The 22,095-nt window shown below is 72.8% G+C and carries 19 protein-coding genes; 11 read left to right on the forward strand and 8 right to left on the reverse strand.

Going from position 1 to position 22,095, the window contains the following annotated elements; translation table 11 throughout:
• Window positions 1-2 precede the first annotated feature (2 nt).
• Both LZG04_RS06190 and LZG04_RS06195 read right to left on the reverse strand, forming a co-directional pair.
• Entirely contained in the window at window positions 3-1,121 is a 1,119-nt protein-coding gene (locus tag LZG04_RS06190) for a sorbosone dehydrogenase family protein (RefSeq protein ID WP_233814057.1), read from the reverse strand.
• Between the two features lie 37 nt (window positions 1,122-1,158).
• Window positions 1,159-1,689, reverse strand: coding sequence for a DUF4291 domain-containing protein (locus LZG04_RS06195; protein ID WP_233814059.1), 531 nt, complete (start codon window positions 1,687-1,689; stop codon window positions 1,159-1,161).
• Window positions 1,690-1,842: 153 nt separating this feature from the next.
• Here LZG04_RS06195 and mfd point away from each other — a divergent pair, with 153 nt between their 5' ends.
• From mfd to LZG04_RS06220, 5 genes are all read left to right on the forward strand, one after another.
• Complete coding sequence (mfd, locus tag LZG04_RS06200; protein WP_233814061.1) at window positions 1,843-5,406, forward strand: transcription-repair coupling factor; 3,564 nt, start codon at window positions 1,843-1,845, stop codon at window positions 5,404-5,406.
• Between the two features lie 13 nt (window positions 5,407-5,419).
• Window positions 5,420-6,367, forward strand: coding sequence for a SurA N-terminal domain-containing protein (locus LZG04_RS06205; RefSeq protein WP_233814063.1), 948 nt, complete (start codon window positions 5,420-5,422; stop codon window positions 6,365-6,367).
• The gene (locus tag LZG04_RS06210) at window positions 6,364-7,287 is read left to right on the forward strand and encodes a MazG family protein (RefSeq protein ID WP_233814065.1); all 924 of its coding nucleotides are present in this window, start codon (window positions 6,364-6,366) and stop codon (window positions 7,285-7,287) included. Before LZG04_RS06205 ends, LZG04_RS06210 begins: the two co-directional genes overlap by 4 nt.
• Before the next feature lie 456 nt (window positions 7,288-7,743).
• Window positions 7,744-10,716 carry a S41 family peptidase gene (locus LZG04_RS06215; RefSeq protein ID WP_233814068.1) on the forward strand — a complete coding sequence of 991 codons (2,973 nt, stop codon included), beginning with the start codon at window positions 7,744-7,746 and terminating at the stop codon, window positions 10,714-10,716.
• A gap of 98 nt (window positions 10,717-10,814) precedes the next feature.
• Window positions 10,815-11,294: a hypothetical protein gene (locus tag LZG04_RS06220; protein WP_233814070.1), complete on the forward strand. Its 480-nt coding sequence runs from the start codon at window positions 10,815-10,817 to the stop codon at window positions 11,292-11,294.
• Window positions 11,295-11,300: 6 nt separating this feature from the next.
• Here the strand turns inward: LZG04_RS06220 and efeB are convergent, their stop codons facing one another.
• From efeB to efeU, 3 genes are read right to left on the reverse strand one after another with little or no spacing between them, the layout of a single operon-like run.
• On the reverse strand, window positions 11,301-12,551 hold the full coding sequence (gene efeB / locus LZG04_RS06225; protein WP_233814072.1) for an iron uptake transporter deferrochelatase/peroxidase subunit: 1,251 nt from the start codon (window positions 12,549-12,551) through the stop codon (window positions 11,301-11,303).
• Complete coding sequence (efeO, locus tag LZG04_RS06230; protein WP_233814074.1) at window positions 12,548-13,675, reverse strand: iron uptake system protein EfeO; 1,128 nt, start codon at window positions 13,673-13,675, stop codon at window positions 12,548-12,550. Before efeO ends, efeB begins: the two co-directional genes overlap by 4 nt.
• 16 nt (window positions 13,676-13,691) lie before the next feature.
• The gene (gene efeU / locus LZG04_RS06235; RefSeq protein ID WP_233814077.1) at window positions 13,692-14,507 is read right to left on the reverse strand and encodes an iron uptake transporter permease EfeU; all 816 of its coding nucleotides are present in this window, start codon (window positions 14,505-14,507) and stop codon (window positions 13,692-13,694) included.
• A gap of 165 nt (window positions 14,508-14,672) precedes the next feature.
• Here efeU and LZG04_RS42370 point away from each other — a divergent pair, with 165 nt between their 5' ends.
• On the forward strand, window positions 14,673-15,515 hold the full coding sequence (locus tag LZG04_RS42370; protein ID WP_233814080.1) for a lytic murein transglycosylase: 843 nt from the start codon (window positions 14,673-14,675) through the stop codon (window positions 15,513-15,515).
• Here LZG04_RS42370 and LZG04_RS06245 read toward each other — a convergent pair.
• The 3 genes from LZG04_RS06245 to LZG04_RS06255 all read right to left on the reverse strand — a co-directional run bounded on the left by LZG04_RS06245 (window position 15,512) and on the right by LZG04_RS06255 (window position 17,006).
• Window positions 15,512-15,850 carry a hypothetical protein gene (locus LZG04_RS06245; RefSeq protein ID WP_233814082.1) on the reverse strand — a complete coding sequence of 113 codons (339 nt, stop codon included), beginning with the start codon at window positions 15,848-15,850 and terminating at the stop codon, window positions 15,512-15,514. The two genes, LZG04_RS42370 and LZG04_RS06245, sit on opposite strands and share 4 nt — an antisense overlap.
• Complete coding sequence (locus tag LZG04_RS06250; protein WP_233814084.1) at window positions 15,847-16,224, reverse strand: tetratricopeptide repeat protein; 378 nt, start codon at window positions 16,222-16,224, stop codon at window positions 15,847-15,849. Before LZG04_RS06250 ends, LZG04_RS06245 begins: the two co-directional genes overlap by 4 nt.
• Before the next feature lie 68 nt (window positions 16,225-16,292).
• Window positions 16,293-17,006: an alpha/beta fold hydrolase gene (locus LZG04_RS06255; RefSeq protein WP_233814087.1), complete on the reverse strand. Its 714-nt coding sequence runs from the start codon at window positions 17,004-17,006 to the stop codon at window positions 16,293-16,295.
• 109 nt (window positions 17,007-17,115) lie between these two features.
• On the opposite strand from LZG04_RS06255, the gene eno reads away from it, so the two are divergent.
• From eno to LZG04_RS06280, 5 genes are all read left to right on the forward strand, one after another.
• Window positions 17,116-18,402, forward strand: a complete 1,287-nt coding sequence (gene eno, locus LZG04_RS06260) for a phosphopyruvate hydratase (RefSeq protein ID WP_141979206.1) — start codon at window positions 17,116-17,118, stop codon at window positions 18,400-18,402.
• The gene (locus LZG04_RS06265; protein WP_233814089.1) at window positions 18,402-18,959 is read left to right on the forward strand and encodes a septum formation initiator family protein; all 558 of its coding nucleotides are present in this window, start codon (window positions 18,402-18,404) and stop codon (window positions 18,957-18,959) included. Before eno ends, LZG04_RS06265 begins: the two co-directional genes overlap by 1 nt.
• Window positions 18,956-19,447: a DUF501 domain-containing protein gene (locus tag LZG04_RS06270; RefSeq protein WP_233814425.1), complete on the forward strand. Its 492-nt coding sequence runs from the start codon at window positions 18,956-18,958 to the stop codon at window positions 19,445-19,447. The genes LZG04_RS06265 and LZG04_RS06270 overlap by 4 nt, the downstream gene beginning before the upstream one ends.
• A gap of 166 nt (window positions 19,448-19,613) precedes the next feature.
• Complete coding sequence (locus tag LZG04_RS41515; RefSeq protein ID WP_267935182.1) at window positions 19,614-20,897, forward strand: lytic transglycosylase domain-containing protein; 1,284 nt, start codon at window positions 19,614-19,616, stop codon at window positions 20,895-20,897.
• 184 nt (window positions 20,898-21,081) lie between these two features.
• Window positions 21,082-22,032, forward strand: a complete 951-nt coding sequence (locus tag LZG04_RS06280; protein WP_233814091.1) for a Ppx/GppA phosphatase family protein — start codon at window positions 21,082-21,084, stop codon at window positions 22,030-22,032.
• The last annotated feature ends 63 nt before the right edge of the window (window positions 22,033-22,095 follow it).

Below are 22,095 nucleotides of genomic sequence, written 5' to 3' on the forward strand. Positions count from 1 at the left end.
GGTCAGGAGTTGGTGATGCGGAGGAGTTTGTCGTCGCTGCCGTTCGAAGTGGTGACGTAAAGGGAGCCGTCGGGGGACAGCTCGGCACCGCGCAGGCGGCCGTAGGTGTCGTCCAGCTCCGGGGGGATGGCGACGGAGTGGACGCCGCCCTCCTGGGTCACGGTGAACAGCAGCAGCTTCGAGCCCTTCAGAGCCGTCACGGCCAGCACGCCGTTGAGCGAGCCCCACTGCTCGCCCACCAGGAACGCGGCGTCGCAGATCGCCTCCGTCGGATCCCCCGACGACCACACGGCGGGCACGGCGTCCGGGAACCGCTCCAGGTCCGTCATCGGCACGTCCTCGTCGTACCCGCCGACCGTGCCACCCCGGGACGGGTCCCACCCGTAGTTCCCGCCGGCACTCAGCACGTTCACCTCGTCGTCCACGTCCGGCCCGTGCTCGGCGGTGAACACCATCCCGTCCTGCCGCACGGCCACGCCCTGCACGTTGCGGTGCCCATAGGTGTAGATCCGGTCGCCGAACGGGTTGCCCGCCGCGCCCTCGCCGGTGGCCAGGTCCAGCCGCAGCACCTTGCCGCCCAGGCTGGACCGGTCCTGCGCCACGGAGCCCCGCGCGGTGTCACCGGTGCCGACGAGCAGGTTGCCGTCGCGGTCCAACGCCATCCGGCACCCCGAGTGACGCCCGCTCGCCGCCGTCGGCAGGCCCGCCAGCAGCGGGTCCTTCACCCGGGTCGCCTTCGTGCCGTCCAGCTCCCACGTCACCAGCCGCACGTCGGAGGCGGTGTTGAAGCACGTGGTGAACCGGCGGCTGGTGGCGAAGTCCGGGTGCACGACCAGGCTCATCAGCCCGCCCTCGCCCCGCGCCTCCACGTCACCGAGATCGGCCTCCACGTCGCTCACCCGACCGTCGGCGACCAGCGCGATCCGCCCCGGCCGCTGCGGCACGAGCATCCGCCCGTCGGGCAGGAACCCCACGTCCCACGGGTGGCTCAACCCGGACGCCACCACCTCGACCCGCAGCCCCTCGGGCGCGGTCGTGGACGGCGCGCTGCCACCGGAGCCCTCGGCTGAACACGCCGCGCACGCGACCAGCACCGCGACGAACCCGACAAACCGACGCATGACGCCCAGCATGGCAACCGCGGTGTGTGCTCGGCGTTCACGCACCGGGCATCGGGTAGGGCCGTTCCACGGGCAGCAGGGCGCGCGCCCCGTCCAGGTCGCCGGCGCGCACCAGCGCGTGCACCCGGTGCGCCAGCGGCGTGACGTCGGTCAGGCCGACGACCCACTCGTCGACGTACCGCTGTGACGCCTCGCCGGCCAGCCCGAGCTGCAACGACCGGTGCGGCAGGGCGTTCAGCCGCAGGTCGCGCTCCGGGTCCCACTGCACGCGCACGTCCGGTTTGAGCCCGATGCCCTCGGTGCTCGGCACGGCCGCCCGCACCGCCCAGTCGAACCCCGATCGGGTGATTCGCACGGCCAGCACGCGCTCCTGGTCCGGCTTCGTCCCCCACCCCGAGCGGTACATCATCCACAGGAACGACGGCTTGACCCACGTCATCCGGCCCGGCCTGAACGGCGGCACGAACCGGCCCGCCGCCAGCGCGGGCTCCGCGATGGCGGGCGAGTACGCCTGGTACACGGTGATGTGCCGATCGTCGTAGTCGGCCCTGATCTCCTTCTGCTCCACGTACCCAGCGTCACCCCGCGGTCAACCGAAATCACGGCGCACCCCGCGCGGCGGGGCCGTAGGCTGGCGGTCGAGAACCCCTCCGCGTGGACGTGTGGACGTTCGGTCCCGGGCAGGGGTCTGTCCGCGTTTGACCCTCGGGGAGCCACCGCAATGCCCCAGCCCGGCCCGCTGTCCGGCCTGCTGACCGCTGTCCTGCCCGACAAGGCGCTGCGCGCCCTCGCCGACTCGGTCGGCGTGCCCGAACTCGAACTGGAAGGCCCGCCCGCCGCCCGGCCGCTGGTCGCCGCCGCCCTGGCCACCAGCGCGCCCGTCCTCGCGGTCACGGCCACCGGCCGCGAGGCCGACGACCTCAGGGCCGTGCTGTGCGACCTCATCGGCCACGAGCAGGTCGCCCTGTTCCCGTCCTGGGAGACGCTGCCGCACGAGCGGCTGTCGCCCAGGGCCGACACGGTCGGCGCGCGCCTGGAGGTGCTGCGCCGCCTGGCCCACCCCGGTGACAACCCGCTCAAGGTCGTCATCACCACGGTCCGCAGCCTGATCCAGCCGATGGCACCGGGCCTGGGCGAGCTGCGGCCGGTGCACCTGACCGTCGGCTCGGAGCACGACTTCGAGGCGCTGCTGGTCAACCTCACCGAGATCGCCTACACCCGGGTCGACATGGTCGAGAAGCGCGGCGAGTTCGCCGTGCGCGGCGGCATCCTCGACATCTTCCCGCCGACCGCCGAGCACCCGCTGCGGGTGGAGTTCTGGGGCGACGAGGTCAGCGAGATCCGCCCGTTCGCCGTCGCCGACCAGCGGTCGCTGCCGCAGGAGGTGGACGGGTTCGTCGCGCCGCCGTGCCGGGAGCTGCTGCTGACGGCCGAGGTGAGGGCGAAGGCCGCCGCGCTGGCCGAGGAGCACACGGCCGACGCCCACCTGCACGAGCTGCTGAGCAAGATCGCCGAGGGCATCCCGTCGGAGGGCATGGAAGCGCTCATCCCGGCGCTGTGCGAGGGCGAGCTCCAGCTGCTCACCGACGTCGTCCCCGAGGGCACGCACGTCGTGCTCAACGACCCGGAGAAGATCCGGGCGCGGGCCGCCGACCTGGTGCGCACCGGTCAGGAGTTCCTGGAAGCGTCCTGGATGGCCGCGGCCGGCGGCGGGCAGAGCCCCATCGACCTGGACTCCAGCGCCTACCACAGCCTCGCCGACGTGGCGCAGTCCGCGCGGGCCCAGGGTCGCCCCTGGTGGACGTTGAGCCAGCTCACCACCGAGGGCGAGGACGTCGTCCGGCTGGAGCTCAAGCAGGTCGAGGCCTACCAGGGCGACATCGACCGGGCGTTCGCCGACCTGCGCGCGCACACCGTCTCCGGCGGCACGGCGGTGCTCGTCGTCCCCGGCGCGGGCACGGCCCAGCGCGCCACCGAGCAACTGCGCGAAGCCGACGTGAACGTGGTGCTGCGGGAGACGCTCGACACCGCGCCGCGCAAGGGCGCGGTCACCGTCGTGCGCGGCGCGCTGGAGGACGGCTTCTCGCTGCCCGAGCTGGCGCTGGTCGTGCTCACCGAGACCGACCTCACCGGCGGGCGGCACGGCACGTCGACCAAGGACATGCGCCGCATGCCCAGCCGCCGGCGCAACGCGGTGGACCCGCTGGCGCTCAGGCCGGGTGACTACGTCGTGCACGAGCAGCACGGCATCGGCAAGTACGTCGAGATGGTGCAGCGCACGGTGGCGGGCGCGACCCGCGAGTACCTGGTGCTGGAGTACGGCTCCAGCAAGCGCGGCCAGCCCGGCGACCGGCTGTTCGTGCCGACCGACCAGCTCGACGAGATCTCCCGCTACGTCGGCGGCGAGCTGCCCACGCTGAACAAGCTCGGCGGCAGCGACTGGAAGAACACCAAGGCCAAGGCGAAGAAGGCGGTCAAGCAGATCGCCGCCGAGCTGGTGCAGCTCTACGCCGCCCGCCAGGCCGCGCCCGGTCACGCGTTCGGCCCGGACACGCCGTGGCAGCGCGAGCTGGAGGACGCGTTCCCGTTCACCGAGACCGTCGACCAGATGGCGGCGATCGACGAGGTCAAGGCCGACATGCAGCGCACCGTCCCGATGGACCGGGTGATCTGCGGCGACGTCGGCTACGGCAAGACCGAGATCGCGGTGCGCGCGGCGTTCAAGGCCGTGCAGGACGGCAAGCAGGTCGTGGTGCTGGTGCCGACCACGTTGCTGGCGCAGCAGCACCTGAACACGTTCACCGAGCGGATGCGCGCGTTCCCGGTGACGATCAAGGGCCTGTCGCGGTTCACCGACCCGCAGGAGGCCGAGCAGACCGTCACCGGCCTGGCCGAGGGCGACGTGGACATCGTCATCGGCACGCACCGGCTGCTCCAGAAGAGCCTGCGCTACAAGGACCTCGGCCTGGTGATCGTGGACGAGGAGCAGCGGTTCGGCGTCGAGCACAAGGAGCACATCAAGGCGCTGCGCACGCACGTGGACGTGCTCACGATGTCGGCCACGCCGATCCCGCGCACGCTGGAGATGTCGCTGGCGGGCATCCGCGAGATGTCCACCATCCTCACCCCGCCCGAGGAGCGGCACCCGATCCTGACCTACGTCGGCGCGTACGACGACAAGCAGGTCGCCGCGGCCATCCGCCGCGAGCTGCTGCGCGACGGCCAGGTGTTCTACGTGCACAACCGGGTGTCGTCGATCGAGAAGGCCGCCCGGCACATCCGCGAGCTGGTCCCCGAGGCCCGCGTGATCACCGCGCACGGCCAGATGAACGAGGACAAGCTGGAGAAGATCATCCAGGGGTTCTGGGAGAACGAGTACGACGTGCTCGTCTGCACCACGATCGTCGAGACCGGCCTGGACATCTCCAACGCCAACACCCTCATCGTGGAGCGCGGCGACCTGCTCGGCCTGGCCCAGCTGCACCAGCTGCGCGGGCGCGTCGGCCGCGGCCGGGAACGCGGCTACGCCTACTTCCTCTACCCGCCCGAGGCCCCGCTGACCGAGACCGCGCACGACCGGCTGGCCACGATCGCGCAGAACACCGAGCTGGGCGCGGGCATGGCGGTGGCCATGAAGGACCTCGAGATCCGCGGCGCGGGCAACATCCTCGGCGCGGAGCAGTCCGGCCACATCGCGGGCGTCGGGTTCGACCTGTACGTGCGGCTGGTCGGCGAGGCCGTGGAGGCGTTCCGCAAGCACGCCGGCGCGGACGGCGAGGTGGAGGAGGAGCTGGCCGAGGTCCGCGTCGACCTGCCCGTGGACGCGCACATCCCGCACGACTACGTGCCCGGCGAGCGGCTGCGACTGGAGGCCTACCGCAAGATCGCCGCGGCGGCCGACACCGAGTCGTTGCAGGCGGTGTGGGACGAGCTCAAGGACCGCTACGGCACGCCGCCGCTGCCGGTGGAGCGGCTGCTCGCGGTGGCCCGGTTCCGGCAGACGTGCCGCGCGCACGGCGTCACGGAGGTCGCCACCCAGGGCGCGACGATCCGCTTCGCGCCGCTGGACCTCAAGGACAGCCAGCTCGTGCGGCTGCGCAGGCTGTTCCCGAAGGCGGTCTACAAGCAGGCCGCCCACACGGTGAGCGTGCCTCGTCCGACGGAGGGAGCGGCCGGCGGCCGGATGGGCGCACCGCAGCTGCGCGACCAGGAGCTGCTGGAGTGGTGCGCGCACTTCCTGGAATCCTTGGCGGGGACTCCCGTGAGCGGCGTCACGAGGACGTGAGAAGGTACTGGTCGTGAGGACTGTGCAGAGGCGCTTCACCCTGATCGGCGCGGCCGTCGCATCGGTGGCACTGCTGGTGGCCGGTTGCGGCACCGGGCCCAGCCACGTCGGCTCGGCCGCGATCGTCGGCGACACCGTGCTGCCGCTGGAGCAGGTGCAGCAGCGGCTGGACGTCGTGCTCAAGAAGGAGCCCGAGGCCCAGAAGCTGCACGACCAGCGCAAACTCGACCAGGTCGCCCGGCAGTTGGTGACCCTGGGAGTGCAGCACGAGCTGATCGAGCAGGCGGCCCGGCGCGAGGGCGTGTCCGTGTCCGAGGAGGACGTGACCGAGTCGGTCGAGCAGGCCGGCGGCGCGGAACTGGCCTCCCAGAACACGGTGTACGACGCGGCGACGTTCCGCGAGCGGGCCCGCGACCAGTTGCTGCTGGTCGAGCTGGCGCGCAAGTACGTGGACCGGATGGAAGTCACGTTCGACTACTTCTTCGCCAAGGACAACGCCGAGGCGGTCGAGAAGGCCAAGCAGGTCGCGGCGGACCCGGAGAAGATGGCCGAGTTCGTGGCCGACGCGCCGCGCAGCGCCGAGGGCCAGACCCTGTCCAAGGAAGGCCAGCGGGTGCGGTCGGCCGAGTCGCCGCAGGCCGCGCAGTCGCCGTTGTTCGGCGTGCCGGCGGGCACGGTGGTGGCGTTCGCGCCGGACCCGAGCAGCGCCCAGTGGATCGTGGCGTACGTGAAGGACCGCAAGACCGACGTGCGCTCGTCCGGTGAGTCGTCCACCGAGCAGTTGACGCCCCAGCTGCTGGAGCAGATCGGGCTGCGGCTCGTGCACACGCTGGCCGGCGAGCCGGAGATCCAGGTCAACCCGCGGTACGGGCTGTGGGACGGCACCGCGATCTCGCTCGCGCCCAGCGAGGGCGAGCTGAGCGGCTACCAGGCGACGGCGCGGGTGCGGCAGAAGTCGTGACGGTTGTCGTCGTAGGCGCTGCTCCCGTTCTCCCCGCCGCCGCGCTGCCCGCTCTGCGGGGCGCGGCGGCGGTGTACGCGGGGGAGGGCGTGGACGCGGCGCAGTGGTCGGCCGTGCCGGTGTCGGAGTACGTGCCCGGCGGGGTGGTGGGGGAGGTCGTGCTGATCACGACGAACCCGGACGAGCCGGTGGCGCGGGAGCTGGTCGCGGCGGGTGCCGCGGTGGTGCGCACGCCCGGGGTGCCGTTGGTCGAGGCGGCGGCGGTCATGGACCGGTTGAGGTCGCCCGGCGGGTGCCCGTGGGACGCGGAGCAGGACCACAAGTCGTTGCGGCAGTACCTGGTGGAAGAGACGTACGAGCTGCTGGACGCCATCGAGGACGGCGACCGGGCGGCGTTGCGGGAAGAGCTCGGGGACGTGCTGCTCCAGGTGCTGTTCCACGCCCGGATCGCGGCGGAGGACGCGCGGGAGCCGTTCGGGATCGACGAGGTCGCCGGGGACCTGGTGGCGAAGCTGGTCGGACGGCACCCGCACGTGTTCGAGGGCGGGGATCCGGCGGTGCGGGACGCGACGTCGCAGCAGCACCGGTGGGAAGAGCTCAAGCAGGTGGAGAAGCGGCGCGAGTCCAGCGTCGACGGGGTCGCGATGGGGCAGCCGGCGGTGGCGCTGGCGGGGAAGCTGGCGCAGCGGGTGGCGCGGGCCGGGTTCCCGGTGGAGCTGTTGCCCGACGGGGACGACGTCGGGGCGACGTTGTTCGTGGTGGCGGCGTTGGCGAAGTTGGGCGGGGACGACCCGGAGACCGAGTTGCGGGTGGTGGCGCGGCGGTTCGAGGCGGATGTGCGGGCGGCGGAGAAGGCGGCTCGGGCGGCTGGGGTGGAGAGGTTGACGGCGCAGGATTGGCGCGAGTACTGGCCGCGGTGAGGTGGGCGTTCAGCCCGGGTGAGAGCGCAGGTGGCTCGGGCCGAGTTCGGGGGCGGTTGGCTGTGCTTACTTCCGGCTCGATTTGACATGGGGCCCGTACGGGCACTTCAGGCAGGCCGAAGCCGGCAGGCCCGGCGGGGAAAAGCGTCCCGCCGGGCCTGCCGGCTTCGACCAGCCTAAAGCACCCGAACCCATGTCAAATCGGGCCTCGGTGGGCTGCTGCGCGTTTGTTGTTCGGAGCGCTAACGTCGAGGGGTGACTGAGGCTTACCTTCGTTTTCCGCATTTGCACGGCGATCTGGTGACCTTTGTCGCCGAGGACGATGTGTGGCTCGCGCCGCTCGACGGTGGGCGGGCTTGGCGGGTGACCGTCGACCAGTCGCCCGTTTCCTTTCCCCGGTTCGATCCGACCGGGACGTGGTTGGCGTGGGGCAGTCGGCGCGATGGTGCGCCCGAGGTGCACTTGGTCGGGGTCGAGGGTGGTGAGGCGAAGCGGCTCACCTATTGGGGCGAGTACACGACCGGGGTGCGGGGGTGGACGGCGGAGGGGGAGGTCGTCGCCGTCACGTCCGCCGGGCAGGCTTCCGGGAATCGGCAGTGGGCGCACGCCGTGCCCCTGGACGGTGGGCCGGCGAGGCGGTTGCCGTTCGGTTGGGTGGACGACGTGTCCTTCGGGCCGGGTGGGCAGGTGGTCGTCACGTCCGTGTACGGGCGTGATCCGGCCTGGTGGAAGCGGTACCGGGGTGGGGCGGCGGGGAAGTTGTGGGTCGACGCGAACGGTGACGGGGAGTTCGTGCGGATCCTCGGTGAGCTGACGTCGTCGTTGACGTCGCCGATGTGGGTCGGGGAGCGGATCGCGTTCCTGTCCGACCACGAGGGGGTCGGGAGCCTGTACTCGGTGTCGCCGGACGGGTCGGACCTGCGGCGGCACACCGAGCAGGAGTTCTACGCCAGGGTGGCGTCGAGTGACGGTCGGCGGGTGGTGTGGCAGCACGCCGGTGAGCTGTGGGTGCTCGACGGGCTGGACGGTGCCGAGCCGAGGCGGTTGGACATCCGGTTGGGTGGGCCGCGGACGGCGCGCAGGCCGCGGCCCGTGCCGTCGCGGCCCGACGACTTCGACCCGGACCGGACCGGGCGCGCGAGCGTGGTCGAGGTGCGCGGGACCGTGCACTGGGTGACGCACCGGGACGGGCCGGTGCGGGCGTTGGCCGAGCAGCCCGGGGTGCGGGCGCGGCTGCCGCGGGTGGTCGGGGACAGCGTGGTGTGGGTGACCGACGCGGACGGCGAGGAGGGCTTGGAGTTCGCGCCGGTGGGTGGCGTCGAGCCGGGCAACGAGCCGCGCCGGGTGGCGGTCGGCAAGCTCGGGCGGGTGTTGGAGCTGGCCGTGTCGCCGGACGGGCGGCGGTTGGCGGTGGCCACCCACGACGGGAGGCTGTTGCTGGTCGAGGTGGAGTCCGGTGAGGTGCGCGAGGTGTTGAAGGGGGCGAACCCGCACGTCAGCGACCTGGCGTTCGCGCCCGACTCCAACTGGTTGGCGTGGTCGCACCCCGGGCCGCGGCCGTTGCAGCACATCCGGATGACGAACACGACGGACCTGTCGGTGGTGGACGTGACGCCGCTGCGGTTCTCCGACTTCTCGCCCACGTTCACCGAGGACGGCCGCTACCTGGCGTTCCTGTCGGTGCGCAGCTTCGACCCGGTCTACGACGCGCACGTGTTCGACCTGTCGTTCCCGACCGGTTGCCGGCCCTACCTGCTGCCGCTGGCCGCGACCACGCCGTCGCCGTTCGACCCGCTGCGCCTGGGCCGTCCGGTCGGCGACGACTCGTCGGACAAGGACAAGGACTCCGACGGCGAGAACCCGATCACGGTGGTGGACCTCGACGGGTTGGCCGACCGGGTCGTCACGGTGCCGGTGGCGGCGGCCCGCTACTCCGGGCTGACGGCCGCCAAGGGCGGGCTGCTGTGGCTGCGGTCGCCGGTGCGCGGGGTGTTGGGCGACAACCTGGCCGACCCGACGGCCCGGCCGCCCCGGGCCGTGCTGGAGCGGTTCGACCTGGCCAAGTCGCGCACCGAAGTGCTGGTGGACGGCGTGGACGCGTTCGCGGTCACCGGGGACGGGCAGCGGATGGCCGTGCAGGACGGCGGCGACCTGCGGGTCGTGCCGACGGACCGGAAGGTCGACTCCGACGACCACGACTCGGTGGACGTGGACCTGTCGCGGGTGCGGGTGGTGGTGGACCGGGCGGCCGAGTGGCGGCAGGCGTACGCCGAGGCCGGGCGGTTGATGCGGGACCACTTCTGGCGCACCGACATGGGCGGCGTGGACTGGGCGGGCGTGCTGGAGCGCTACCGGCCGCTGGTGGACCGGCTGGGCAGCTACAGCGACCTGGTGGACCTGCTGTGGGAGGTGCAGGGCGAGCTGGGGACCTCGCACGCCTACGTGATCCCCTCGGGCGGGTCGCGGGGACGTGCGGTGGGGTTGCTGGGCGCGGACCTGGAGCGGGACGAGGCGGGCGCGTGGCGGGTCGTGCGGGTCATCCCCGGTGAGACGTCGGACCCGGCGGCGCGGTCGCCGCTGGCCGCGCCCGGGGTCGCGGTGCGGGCCGGTGACGCGATCGTGGCGGTCGACGGGCGGCAGGTGGACCCGGTGACCGGGCCCGCGCCGCTGCTCGTCGGCACGGCGGGCAAGCCGGTGGAGCTGACCGTGCGGCCCGGCGGCGGTGGCGAGCCGCGCCGCGTGGTGGTCGTGCCGCTGGAGGACGACGAGCCGCTGCGCTACCACGCGTGGGTGGCCGACCGGCGGGCGCGCACGCACGAGCTGTCCGACGGCCGGGTCGGGTACCTGCACGTGCCGGACATGATGGGCGCGGGCTGGGCGCAGCTGCACCGCGACCTGCGGGTGGAGCTGGCGCGCGAGGCCGTGGTGCTCGACGTGCGGGAGAACGGCGGCGGGCACACCTCCGAGCTGGTGGTGGAGAAGCTGGGGCGGCGGATCATCGGCTGGTCCGTGGCCCGCGGGTACACCACGGCCGACAGCTACCCCGGTGACGCGCCGCGCGGGCCGGTCGTGGCGATCGCGGACGAGTTCGCCGGGTCCGACGGCGACATCGTGAACGTGGCGATCAAGGAGATGGGCATCGGGCCGGTCGTCGGCACCCGCACGTGGGGCGGGGTGATCGGCATCGACATGCGCTACCACCTGGTGGACGGCACGCTGGTCACGCAGCCGCGGTACGCGACGTGGTTCGCCGGGCCGGGGTGGGGCGTGGAGAACCACGGCGTCGACCCGGACGTGGAGGTGGTGATCACGCCGCAGGACCGGGTGGCCGGGCGCGACCCGCAGTTGGACACCGCGGTGCGGCTGGCGCTGGAGGCGTTGGAGGCGCGGCCGGCGGCCGTTCCGCCGCAGCTCCCGCCCCTCACCTGATCGAGTCCACCCGGGCGTGTGACGCCACGGTGGTTGCGGCCGGTGGTCCGAAACCGATCAATGGGTACACGCAAGATCGGTTCGGGGGACGGGGTGTCGTGAGCCATCGTGAGTCGCCGCGCGGCGGGCGAGGGTGCCTGGCCGCGGTCGTGGGGTTGCCGTTGGCGGCGGCGGGTGGGGTGGCGGTGTTGGCGCTGTCCTTCGGCCACCCCGACCCGCCGCCGTCGGCCCAACCGCCACCGACCGCCTACCAGACGTTGGTGAGCGTCCGGACCGCCGCACCGCCCGCCCCGCTGCCGCCGGTGGTCGTCCACGTGACGGCGACGTCGTCGTCCGCGCCGGAGGTCACCCGGTCGCCGGAGCCGAGGCCGCAGCGCCACGACCAGCACCCGGTGGAGGTCCCGCCGGCCACGTCGACGCAGGCGGCCGGTCCTCGGGCCCGCGCCGACCTGCCGACGACCCGGGCGCTGCCCACGACGGGCACCGCGCCCACGACCACCGAGCCGGTGGTCACCTCGACCGTGCCGCCGACGACCGAGACCACCCCCACCGCCGAACCGCCGTCGCCCACGCCGTGACCGGGGTCAGGTGAACAGGGTGTCGCCCCAGAAGCCGCCCTCGCGGACGCCGGGCGGCACGACGAAGTGACCGGAGCCGTTGTGCTCCAGGTACTCCATCATCTTGTCCTTGGCCGCCAGCGCCGCCTGCATGGGCACGAACTGCTTGCCCGTGTCGCGGTTGAAGCACAGGAAGAACAACCCGGCGTCGAGGTGGCCGAGCCCGTCGGAGCCGTCGGTGAAGTTGTAGCCGCGGCGCAGGATGCGCACGCCGCCCAGGTGCTCGGCCGACGCCAGCCGCACGTGCGCGGTCTCGCCGATCACCGGCTGCCCGCCCTTGCCCTTGACGTGCAGGTCGACCGGGTCGAACTCGGCGACCTGCCCGAGCGGCGCGCCGACGCCCTTGGTGCGGCCGACGATCTGCTCCTGCTCGGCCAGCGGGGTGCGGTCCCAGATCTCGATGTGCATCCGGATCCGCCGCGCCACCAGGTAGGTGCCGCCGACCAGCCAGTCCGGGCCGTCGCCGGGCGCGACCCACACGTGCTCGCGCAGCGCGTCGGCGTCCTCGGCCTTGACGTTGTTCGTGCCGTCCTTGAAGCCGAACAGGTTGCGCGGCGTGGCCTGGGCCGTGGAGGTGGACGACGTGCGGCCGAACCCGAGCTGCGACCACCGCACCGAGACCCGGCCGAAGCCGATCCGCACCAGGTTGCGGATCGCGTGCACGGCCACCTGCGGGTCGTTGGCGCACGCCTGGATGCACAGGTCGCCGCCGGTGCGCCGCTCGTCGAGGTCGTCGCCGGGGAACCGGGGCAGGTCGATCAGCTTCGGCGGCTTGAGCCCGGACAGGCCGAACCGCTCGTCGAACAGCGACGGCCCGAAGCCGATGGTGAGGGTCAGCGCGGACGGCGGCAGGTCCAGCGCCTCCCCGGTGTCCTTGGGCGGCGCCTGGGCGTTGCCGCCGACCGCGCCGCCCTCGACCGCCTCCTGGCCCGCCGTCATCCGGCGTGCCGCCTCGGTCCACTCCTTCAGCAGGGAGATCAGCTCGGCGCGCTTGGTCGTGGTGACGTCCAGCGCGACGAAGTGCATCCGGTCCTGCGCGGGCGTGGTGATCCCGGCCTGGTGCTCGCCGTGGAACGGCACGGCCTCCGCGCCCGTCAGTCGCACCTGGTCCGAGGAGGACGACGACGAGGACAGCGCGCCGACCGCCGCACCGGCCCCGGCCAGCGCGACACCCGCGCCGGCGAACCCGAGCAGCCTGCGCCGCGGCAGACCCGTCACTGCGACACCACCTCCGCGACCCGGCTGATCGGCTCGCCGAGCGCGTCGACCGCCGCGGCCAGCGCCTTGACCTCGTCCTCGGACAGCTCGGTGTACAGCTTGAAGCCGTCGCCCGCGCGGTGCTGCTCCAGCAGCTCGTCCAGGGCCTTGAACTTCTCGTCCACCGACGTGACCAGCGCCGCGTCACGCCCCTGGATCACCGGGCGCAGCGCCGCCACGGCCGCCTGGGAGCCGTCGACGTTGGCCCGGAAGTCCCACAGGTCGGTGTGCGAGTAGCGGTCCTCCTCGCCGGTGATCTTGCCGGTGGCGACCTCGTCGAGCAGCTCCTTCGCGCCGTTGGCCAGTTGCAACGGGGTCAGCTCGACCGCCTTGGCCTTCGCCACGATGTCCTTGACGTCGGTGAGCAGCCGGTCGGCGACACCCGCGGAGTCGGCCTGGAGGCCGTCCTGCCACAGGTCCTTCTCCAGCCGGTGGAAGCCGGTGAACTCCATGCCCTCCTCGATGACGTCCTCGCGGCCGTCGATCTTGGGGTCGAGGTCGCCGAAGCTCTCCGCGACGGGCTCGATGCGCTCCCAGTAGGTGCGGGTGACGGGGAACAGCGCCTTCGCTTCCTCGACCTTGCCCGCCTTGACCGCGTCGACGAACTCGGTGGTCTTGGCGAGCAGGCTGTCGGCCTGCGAGTTGACGTACCGCTGGTAGCTCTTGGTCGCCTCGGCGAGCCCGGCGTCGCCGTCGGTGGCCTTGCGGCCCTCGCCCGACACGGTGAACTCGCCGCGGATGCCGTCGCCCTTCATGCCGGGCTTGCACGCGGTCTGGAGCTTGCCCGCCTCGGTGACCTCCACGATCAGCCGCCTGGTCAGGCCGGGGCCGATGTTCTCCACCTCGCCGAGGATCCGGTCACCCTCGGCGAACAGGTAGAACTCGGTGACCTTGCTGCCCTTGTTGGTCACCTCGAACGTCACGTTGCCGGTGTTCGCGGTGGTGCGGGCGACCTTGCAGGCGTCGTCGGTGGCCTCGACCGCGATCGGTCCGCCCGCGCCCGCGGGCGCGGGCTCGTCGCCGCACGCGGCGAGCAGCAGGACGGAGCCGAGGAGGGCGGTGAGGCGCACGGCGGGGAGGGGCACTGGTGGTTCTCCGGTTTCAGCTCTTCGCCGCGACGCGCGGGCGGATCAGGAACAGCGGCAGGACGATCGCGACGTACGCGGTCCACGCGATGGCTTGCAGCACGGTGGTGCGCTGCGAGTAGTTGAAGATGCCCTTGAGCAGCGCCCCGAGCCAGGAGTCCTCGGGCACGGTCTCGCTGAGGTCGAACGCCAGGGTGTCCAGGCCGGGCAGGATCGCGGCCTCCTGGAGGTCGTGCAGGCCGTAGGCGAGCACGCCCGCCGCCACGAACACCAGCAGCGCGCCCGTCCAGGTGAAGAACTTGCCCAGGTCGAACCGGATCGCGCCCCGGTAGAGCAGGTACGCCAGCGCGACCGCGACGCCGATGCCCACCAGGAAGCCGATCATGGGCTGCACGGTGTTGCCCGCGCTCTGCACGCTCGAGTAGAAGAACACCGCGGTCTCCAGGCCCTCGCGGCCGACGGCGAGGAACGCCAGCACCACCACGGCGGCGGGCCCGACCTCCAGCGCCCGGTCCAGCTTGCCGCGCAGCTCGGCGGCGATCGTGCGGGCCGTGGACCGCATCCAGAAGATCATCGCGGTGACGAACGCGACGGCAAGCAGCGACATCGCGCCGCCGAACGCCTCCTGCTGCTCGAACGTCATGGTGGCGGTGGTGAACGTGATGACCGCGCCGACCAGGACCGACAGCGCGACGGCGGCGCCGACGCCCAACCAGACGTGGGGCAGGCGCGACCGGCGGTCGGTCTTGACCAGGAAGGCCACCAGGATGCTCACGACCAGGGCCGCTTCCAGCCCTTCCCGCAGCCCGATGAGCCCGTTGCTGACGAGCACGGCGTTGTCCTCACACGGAGTTAACTAAGGCTCATCGAACTTAGGCAAGCCTGTGCTCGGGCGTCTAGTGGCACAAATCGCCGGACACGTGGTATATCCGGCATCGGGGACGAATTGGTCTGTGATCCTCGCCGGGCGGCCGCCAAGAGCACGTAGCCTGGGGCGGTGGTCGTCCCGCCGCCGTCCAAGACCGAGCCGCGCCGTCCGTCGCGCGGCGGTGCAGGCAACCTCGTCGGACGCCTCGCGCTCGTGCTGATCCTGCTGGCCGTCGTGGCGGGTGGGGCGTGGGCCCTGGCCACGTTCCACCGCTCGGCGCCCAGGCAGGCCGCCGACCCGCCGTTCCCGGTGCCGTTCCAGGCGGTCGAGCCCGGCGCCGCCGCGCCCGCCCTGCCCGGTTCCGGCGGTGGCGTCCCGCCGGCGGGCCAGGACGAGTCCTCCGCCGACCCGCTCGTCGCGTGGGCCGCGACGTTGGCGGAGAAGACCGACATCCCGAGCCGCGCGCTGCGCGCGTACGCCATCGCCGACCTGATCATGCGGACGGAGAACCCGTCGTGCCGGGTGTCGTGGGCGACGCTCGCGGGCATCGGCCGGATCGAGTCCCACCACGGCACGATCGGCGGCCTGCGGCTGGGCGAGGACGGCCGGCCGTCCCGCCCGATCATCGGCATCCCGCTGGACGGCTCACCGGGCGTGAAGGCGATCGCGGACAGCGACGGCGGCGTGCTCGACGGCGACACCAGGTGGGACCGGGCGGTCGGCCCGATGCAGTTCATCCCGACCACCTGGGCCCGGTACGCGGTGCGCGCCAACGGCGACGGCCAGGCCCCCGACCCGCAGAACATCGACGACGCCGCCCTCGCCGCCGCCCGCTACCTCTGCTCCGGCGGGCGCGACCTGGGCACGGGCGCGGGCTGGTGGGCCGCCGTGCTGGCCTACAACAACTCGACCGAGTACGGCCAGAACGTCTACAGCGGCGCCGACGCCTACGCCCGCGCCAGCATCGGCTAGGGCCTGGTCGGGTTCGGGTCGACGGTCAGGCCCAGGTCGGGCAGGCCGAGCCAGTCCAGCTCGACCGACGCCCGCTGCGCGCGTGAGGCCAGCTCCAGCCGCACCCGGTGCACGGACAGCAGCAGCGCTTGCAGGGAGTCGACGCCGAACGACGCGCCGACCGCCTCGTCACCCAGGCCGAGCACCTGGTGCGGGCAGCACCAGTCGTCGTTCGGGCTGAGCGGGTCCGGGCGCGGCCGGCCGAAGCGGACCACGACCTCCGTGCGCGTGCCGTCCGGGGCGACGGCCTCCAGCCGCCGTTCGGCCACCACGGGGCCGAGCTCGTGCGTCGTCATCGGTCCCGTTCCACCGCCAGCCGGGCGCTGACCTCGCCCAGCGCTTCCTGGTACTCCGGTGACGGGTTCATCGCCGCCGCGATCCGCAGCTGCGTCACCGCCTCCGTCAACCGGCTCTGCCGCTGCAACGTGCGACCCAGCGCGAACCGCGCGTAGTGGTCGCTGGGGTCCAGTTCCAGCACCCGGCGGAACGCCGCCTCCGCGCGCTTGAGCTGCGCCGACCCCAGGTAGGCGCGGCCCGCGAGCAGCTGCACGCCCACCTGGTCCGGCGCGGCTTCGAGCACGACGCGCAGCTCGCGCAGCGCCTCCAGCGGGCGGCGCTCCGCGAGCAGCGCCTCGGCTCGGCGGAACGCCTCGAAGGTGCTGTCCGTCATGGTTCGATCAACGCTACCCGGCCATCCGGCCGCCGTACGACAGCCGACCGGATGACGGGACCGGTGTGTCACGCCACGAGAGCGCCGTGCAGCCGGTCGAGCACCGGCTCGATCGACGACGGCCGCTCCACGTGGGCGTTGTGACCCACCCCGGGCAGCACGATTCCACCCGGCTGGGCCGCGAGCAGGTGCTCGGGCGGGCACATCGGGTCGGCCTCGCCCGCGGCCAGCACGACCGGCGCCTTCGCCACCGCCAGCAGCCCCGCCACGTCCGGCGCGCCCACCCCGAACGCCGCCGGGTCCAGCGCCGCCCGCCACCCGCCGTCGACCTCGACCACGCCGTCGTCCAACGGCACGCCGGCCAGCTTCGCCGCCCACGCCGCGGCCTCCTCGCGGGTCGGGAACACCCGCGCCGGTTTCGCGGCCAGCGAGGCCGCCCGCGCCAGCTCCTCGTCGGTCCACCGCAGCTTGACCCCGACCGCGCCGACCGCCCGCACGTCCACCCCGAACCAGCCGCTGGCCAGCGTCAACGCCACCACACCGCCCAGCGAGTGCCCGAGCACCGCCACCGGCCCCGAACCCACGACGGCCGCCACCGAAGCCGCCAGCGAACCGAACGAGTACCGCGCCGCGGGCGCCGACCGACCGTGGCCCGGCAGGTCCACCGCCAACCACGCCCCGGGCCACGTTCGCGCAGTTGAGCGCCACACCGAGCCCGTCGCACCGAGCCCGTGCAGCAGCACCAGCAGCGGCCCGTCCCCACCCCGCGCCACGTGAACCACGCGTGAACCCCTCCCTGCCGGCGCCCCAACAGGCGAGCCGGGGCCGTCCCACACCTTGCACCAACTAGGCTCGGCATCGATACACAGATGGTCTGACGAGGGAGCGCACGTGGCGGTCATCGAGCAGGTCGGCGCCCGCGAGATCCTGGACTCGCGAGGCAACCCGACCGTCGAGGTAGAGGTGGCGTTGGACGACGGCACGCTGGAGCGCGCCGCGGTTCCGTCCGGCGCGTCGACCGGCGAGCACGAGGCGGTCGAGCTGAGGGACGGCGACGCCAAGCGCTACCTGGGCAAGGGCGTCGAGCGCGCGGTCACGGCGGTGCTCGACGAGATCGGCCCCGAGCTGGTCGGCATCGAGGCCGTCGAGCAGCGGGTGGTGGACCAGAAGCTGGTCGACCTCGACGGCACGCCGGACAAGTCCCGCCTGGGCGCGAACGCCATCCTCGGCGTCTCGCTCGCGGTGGCGAAGGCGGCGGCGGCGTCCAGCGGCCTGGAGCTGTTCCGGTACGTCGGCGGCCCGAACGCGCACGTGCTGCCGGTGCCGATGCTGAACATCCTCAACGGTGGCGCGCACGCCGACACCGACGTGGACATCCAGGAGTTCATGATCGCGCCGATCGGCGCGGAGAGCTTCCGCGAGGCCCTGCGCTGGGGCGCGGAGACCTACCACGCGCTGAAGTCGGTGCTGAAGTCGAAGGGCCTGGGCACGGGCCTGGGCGACGAGGGCGGTTTCGCGCCGTCCCTGTCGAGCAACCGCGACGCGCTGGACCTGATCCTGGTCGCGATCGAGAAGGCGGGCTTCACGCCCGGCCGCGACATCGCGCTGGCCCTCGACGTGGCCGCCACGGAGTTCTTCTCCGACGGCGCTTACACGTTCGAGAAGACCAAGCGCAGCGCCGAGCAGATGACCGGCTACTACACCGAGCTGGTCAACGCCTACCCGCTGGTGTCGATCGAGGACCCGCTGTCCGAGGACGACTGGGACGGCTGGGTGCAGCTGACCGCCGAGCTGGGCGAGCGCGTGCAGATCGTCGGCGACGACCTGTTCGTGACCAACCCGGAGCGGCTGGAGGAGGGCATCTCCCGCCGGGCGGCCAACGCGCTGCTGGTGAAGGTCAACCAGATCGGCACGCTGTCGGAGACGCTGGACGCGGTCGCGCTGGCCACCTCCTACGGCTACAAGTCGATGATGTCGCACCGGTCCGGCGAGACCGAGGACACCACGATCGCCGACCTGGCCGTGGCCGTCGGCGCGGGCCAGATCAAGACCGGTGCGCCCGCCCGCGGTGAGCGCACCGCGAAGTACAACCAGCTCCTGCGCATCGAGGAGGCCCTGGGCGACGCCGCGCGCTACGCCGGTGACCTGGCCTTCCCGCGGTACACGCCGGAGAGCTGATGGCACGACGGGAACGGGAACCCCGGCGTGGCCGCGAGGCCGCGCGGGGTTCCCGCCCTGCCCGGGCACGCGACGGGCAGGCCCGCAAGCGCGAGCCCCGCGACGCGCCACCGCGCCCGAGGCCCGCGGCGCGCAAGCCGCAGTCCCGGGCGCGGACCAGGGCGGGCGCGGGCACCGGTGGCGCGTTCGGCATGACCGGCACGCGCCGGGCCGCGCTGCTGGCGATGGTGGTGTGCGCGCTGGCGCTGAGCATCGCCGTGCCGCTGCGCACGTACCTGGCGCAACGCGAGGAGCTGCGCGAGGTCACCGCCTCGCAGGAGACGCTGCGGGCCGAGGTCGGGCAGCTGGAGCAGCGCAAGCGGGAACTGGCCGACCCGGCGCACGTGGAGGCCGAGTCGCGGCGCAGGCTGCACTACGTGCGGCCCGGCGAGACGCCCTACATCGTGCAGCTCCCCGGTGACGAGGAGCGCGAACTGGAACAACAGCGACCGGAGACCAAACCGGCCGAGGACAAGGCGTGGTACGAGCAGTTGTGGGATTCGGCGGCGGCACGATGACGGTGAGCGACGAGGACCGGGCGGCGGTCGCGGCGCAGTTGGGCCGCGAGCCGAGGGGGATGCGGGCGGTGGCCGCGCGGTGCCCCAGCGGGCACCCGGCGGTCGTGCAGACCAGCCCCCGGCTGGAGGACGGCACGCCGTTCCCGACCCTGTACTACCTGACCTGCTCCCGGTTGAACTCCTACGTCAGCAGGCTCGAAGGGGCCGGGTTGATGAAGGAGATGACGGACCGGTTGGCCGCGGATGAACAGTTGGCCGAACGCTACCGCCGGGCGCACGAGCTGTACTTGGCCGAGCGGGACGCGATCGAACCGCTGGGCACCACCGTCACCGCGGGTGGCATGCCGGGGCGCGTCAAGTGCCTGCACGTGCACGTGGCGCACGCGCTGGCCGTCGGCCGGGGGGTGAACCCGTTCGGCGACGAGGCGCTTGACCTGCTCTCGCAGTGGTGGCCGAGCGGCGAGTGCGCGTCAACGGTGAAAAACTGACCGTCCGGGCAGTTCTTCGGGCACAAAGCCGGGGCACGCCCGTGACACCGCTGATCGGATCAGGCAGGCTGGTCTGCAGGCCGGGTGACGAGTCGATGGGGAGTTCGGGGCTGTGCCGAAGTCGAAGCGTCGGGGGCGGAAGCGGACGAAGGTCCATCCGGGCACTATGACGCCGCGGCAGTGGGGTTTCGCCGCGACCGCGACGGCCGCCATGCTCGTGCCGGCGTTGCTGCACACGGCGACGCCACTCGACTGGGTGACGCTCTCCGGCCGTGCCGACGTCGAAGCCGTGCCGCCGGGTCCGGGTGACGTGCTGGGCACGCTCGCGCTGGACCGCCAGGGCAAGCTCGGCGCCACCGGCCGCCTGCCCGAGACCGACGAGGTCAGCGCGAGCCTGCTGGCCGACGCCGACGACCCGTCGGAGTTCGAGGACGACCTGCCCCCGTTGGAGGGCGGCTTCCTGCGCGAGGGCCAGCACGGCATCCCCGGCGTGATGCTGGACGCCTACATGCGCGCGGCCGACCGGCTGGCGCAGACCACGCCCAACTGCCACCTGGACTGGCCGCTGCTGGCCAGCATCGGCCGCATCGAGTCCGGCCACGCCCGCGGCGGCCGCGTCACCGAGAACGGCACCACGGTCGAGCCCATCCTGGGCCCGGTGCTCAACGGCGCGCCCGGCGTGGCCGCGATCCGCGACACCGACGGCGGCCGCTTCGACAACGACCGCACGTGGGACCGCGCCGTGGGCCCGATGCAGTTCATCCCGTCCACCTGGGCCGGGTACGCGGCCGACGGCAACGCCGACGGCGAGCGCAACCCGAACAACATCTACGACGCCACCATCGGCGCGGGCAACTACCTGTGCGCCCACAACGCGGACGTGAGCAACCCGGAGCAACGCGCCCGCGCGGTGTTCCGCTACAACCAGTCCAACGAGTACGTGGCCACGGTGCTGTACTGGGCGGACGTCTACGCCAGCGGCGTGCCCGTGCTGCCGGACGTGATCGGCTCGGACGACGACTTCGGCCAGGACACGGGCGCGGGCACCACCCCGGGCGGCAACGACCCGGGCACCGTGCCGCCCGGCACCACGAACCCGCCGTCGTCCAGCACGTCGTCGCACCCGACGACCACCACGACGACGACCACGACCCGTCCCGGCGTGACCGTCTCGGTCACCTTCCCGCCGGGGTCGACCACGACCACCTCGCCGACGTGCCCCACGCCGACGACGGGGCCGACGACCAGCACGTCCACGACGACGCCGACCACGACGCCGCCGCTCCCGCCGGGCTGCCCCACGCCGACGACGACCACCACCACGACGACCACGACCACCGAGAGCACGATCGGCACGACGCCCCCGGCCGCCACGACCGGCGGCAGCTCGTCGAGCGGTTCGGGTTCGTCCCAGCCGACGTCGTCCACGTCGTCCATGAAGGCCACCTGAGCCGGCGGCACCGCCGACCCCGCCGCGTGACTGAGCCTCGCCCCGACCCGTGTTCCGAACGTTCAACTCGGGTGTCCTGAACGTAGGACACTCGCGTTCTGAACGTAGGACTCACGGGGTGGGGGTGGGGGACTACCCTGCTCACTGCACCGAGACCACGGCAGCAGTCGGAAGGACCTCAGGCATGGCACGCGTGGCCGCGATCGACTGCGGGACCAACTCGATCCGCCTGCTGGTGGCCGACGTGACCACTTCGGACGGTGGCGGGCGGTGGCTGCGCGACGTGCACCGGGAGATGCGCGTGGTCCGCCTCGGCCAGGGCGTCGACGCCACCGGCGAGCTGCACCCCGACGCCATCGCCCGCACCCGCGCCGCGCTCGTCGACTACACGAACACCCTGCGCCGCAAGGGAACCGAGCACGTGCGCATGGTCGCCACCTCCGCGACCCGCGACGCCGCCAACAAGGACGCCTTCTTCGACATGACCCGCGAGGTGCTGGGCGTCGAGGCCGAGGTCATCACCGGCGACGAGGAGGCCCGCCTGTCGTTCACCGGCGCGGTGTCCGACCTGGACACCGACGAGGGCCCGTTCCTCGTCTCCGACATCGGCGGCGGGTCGACCGAGCTGGTCCTGGGCACGTGGGACGGCGTGCGCGGCGAGGTCGAGGCCGCCCGGTCGGTCGACATCGGCTGCGTGCGGCTCACCGAGCGCTGCCTGCACTCCGACCCGCCCACCGAGGCCCAGGTCGAGCAGGCCGTCGCCGTCACCCGGGACGTCCTGGCCGAGGCGTTCGCCGCCGTGCCGACCTCCCGCGCCAAGACCTGGATCGGCGTGGCGGGCACCGTCACGACCCTCGTCGCCCTGGCGAAGGAACTGCCGCGCTACGACCCGCAGGAGATCCACCTCGCCCGCCTGGGCCTGGACCGGATCCGCGAGGTCACCGCCAAGCTGCTCACCATGAGCCACGACGAGCGCTCCGCCCTGGGCCCGATGCACCCCGGTCGGGTGGACGTGATCTGCGGCGGCGCGCTGATCGTGCGCGCGCTGGCCGACCACCTGGAGCCGCACGGCGTGACCGAGCTCGTCGCCAGCGAGCACGACATCCTCGACGGCATCGCCTTCGCCCTGGCCTGACACCGTCCCCACCCGCGCGAACACGATCCCGGCTGTCAACTGGGATTGATCGTGACCAGGTCG

The sequence above is a fragment of the Saccharothrix sp. S26 genome, from assembly GCF_021390395.1.
Taxonomy (GTDB): domain Bacteria; phylum Actinomycetota; class Actinomycetes; order Mycobacteriales; family Pseudonocardiaceae; genus Actinosynnema.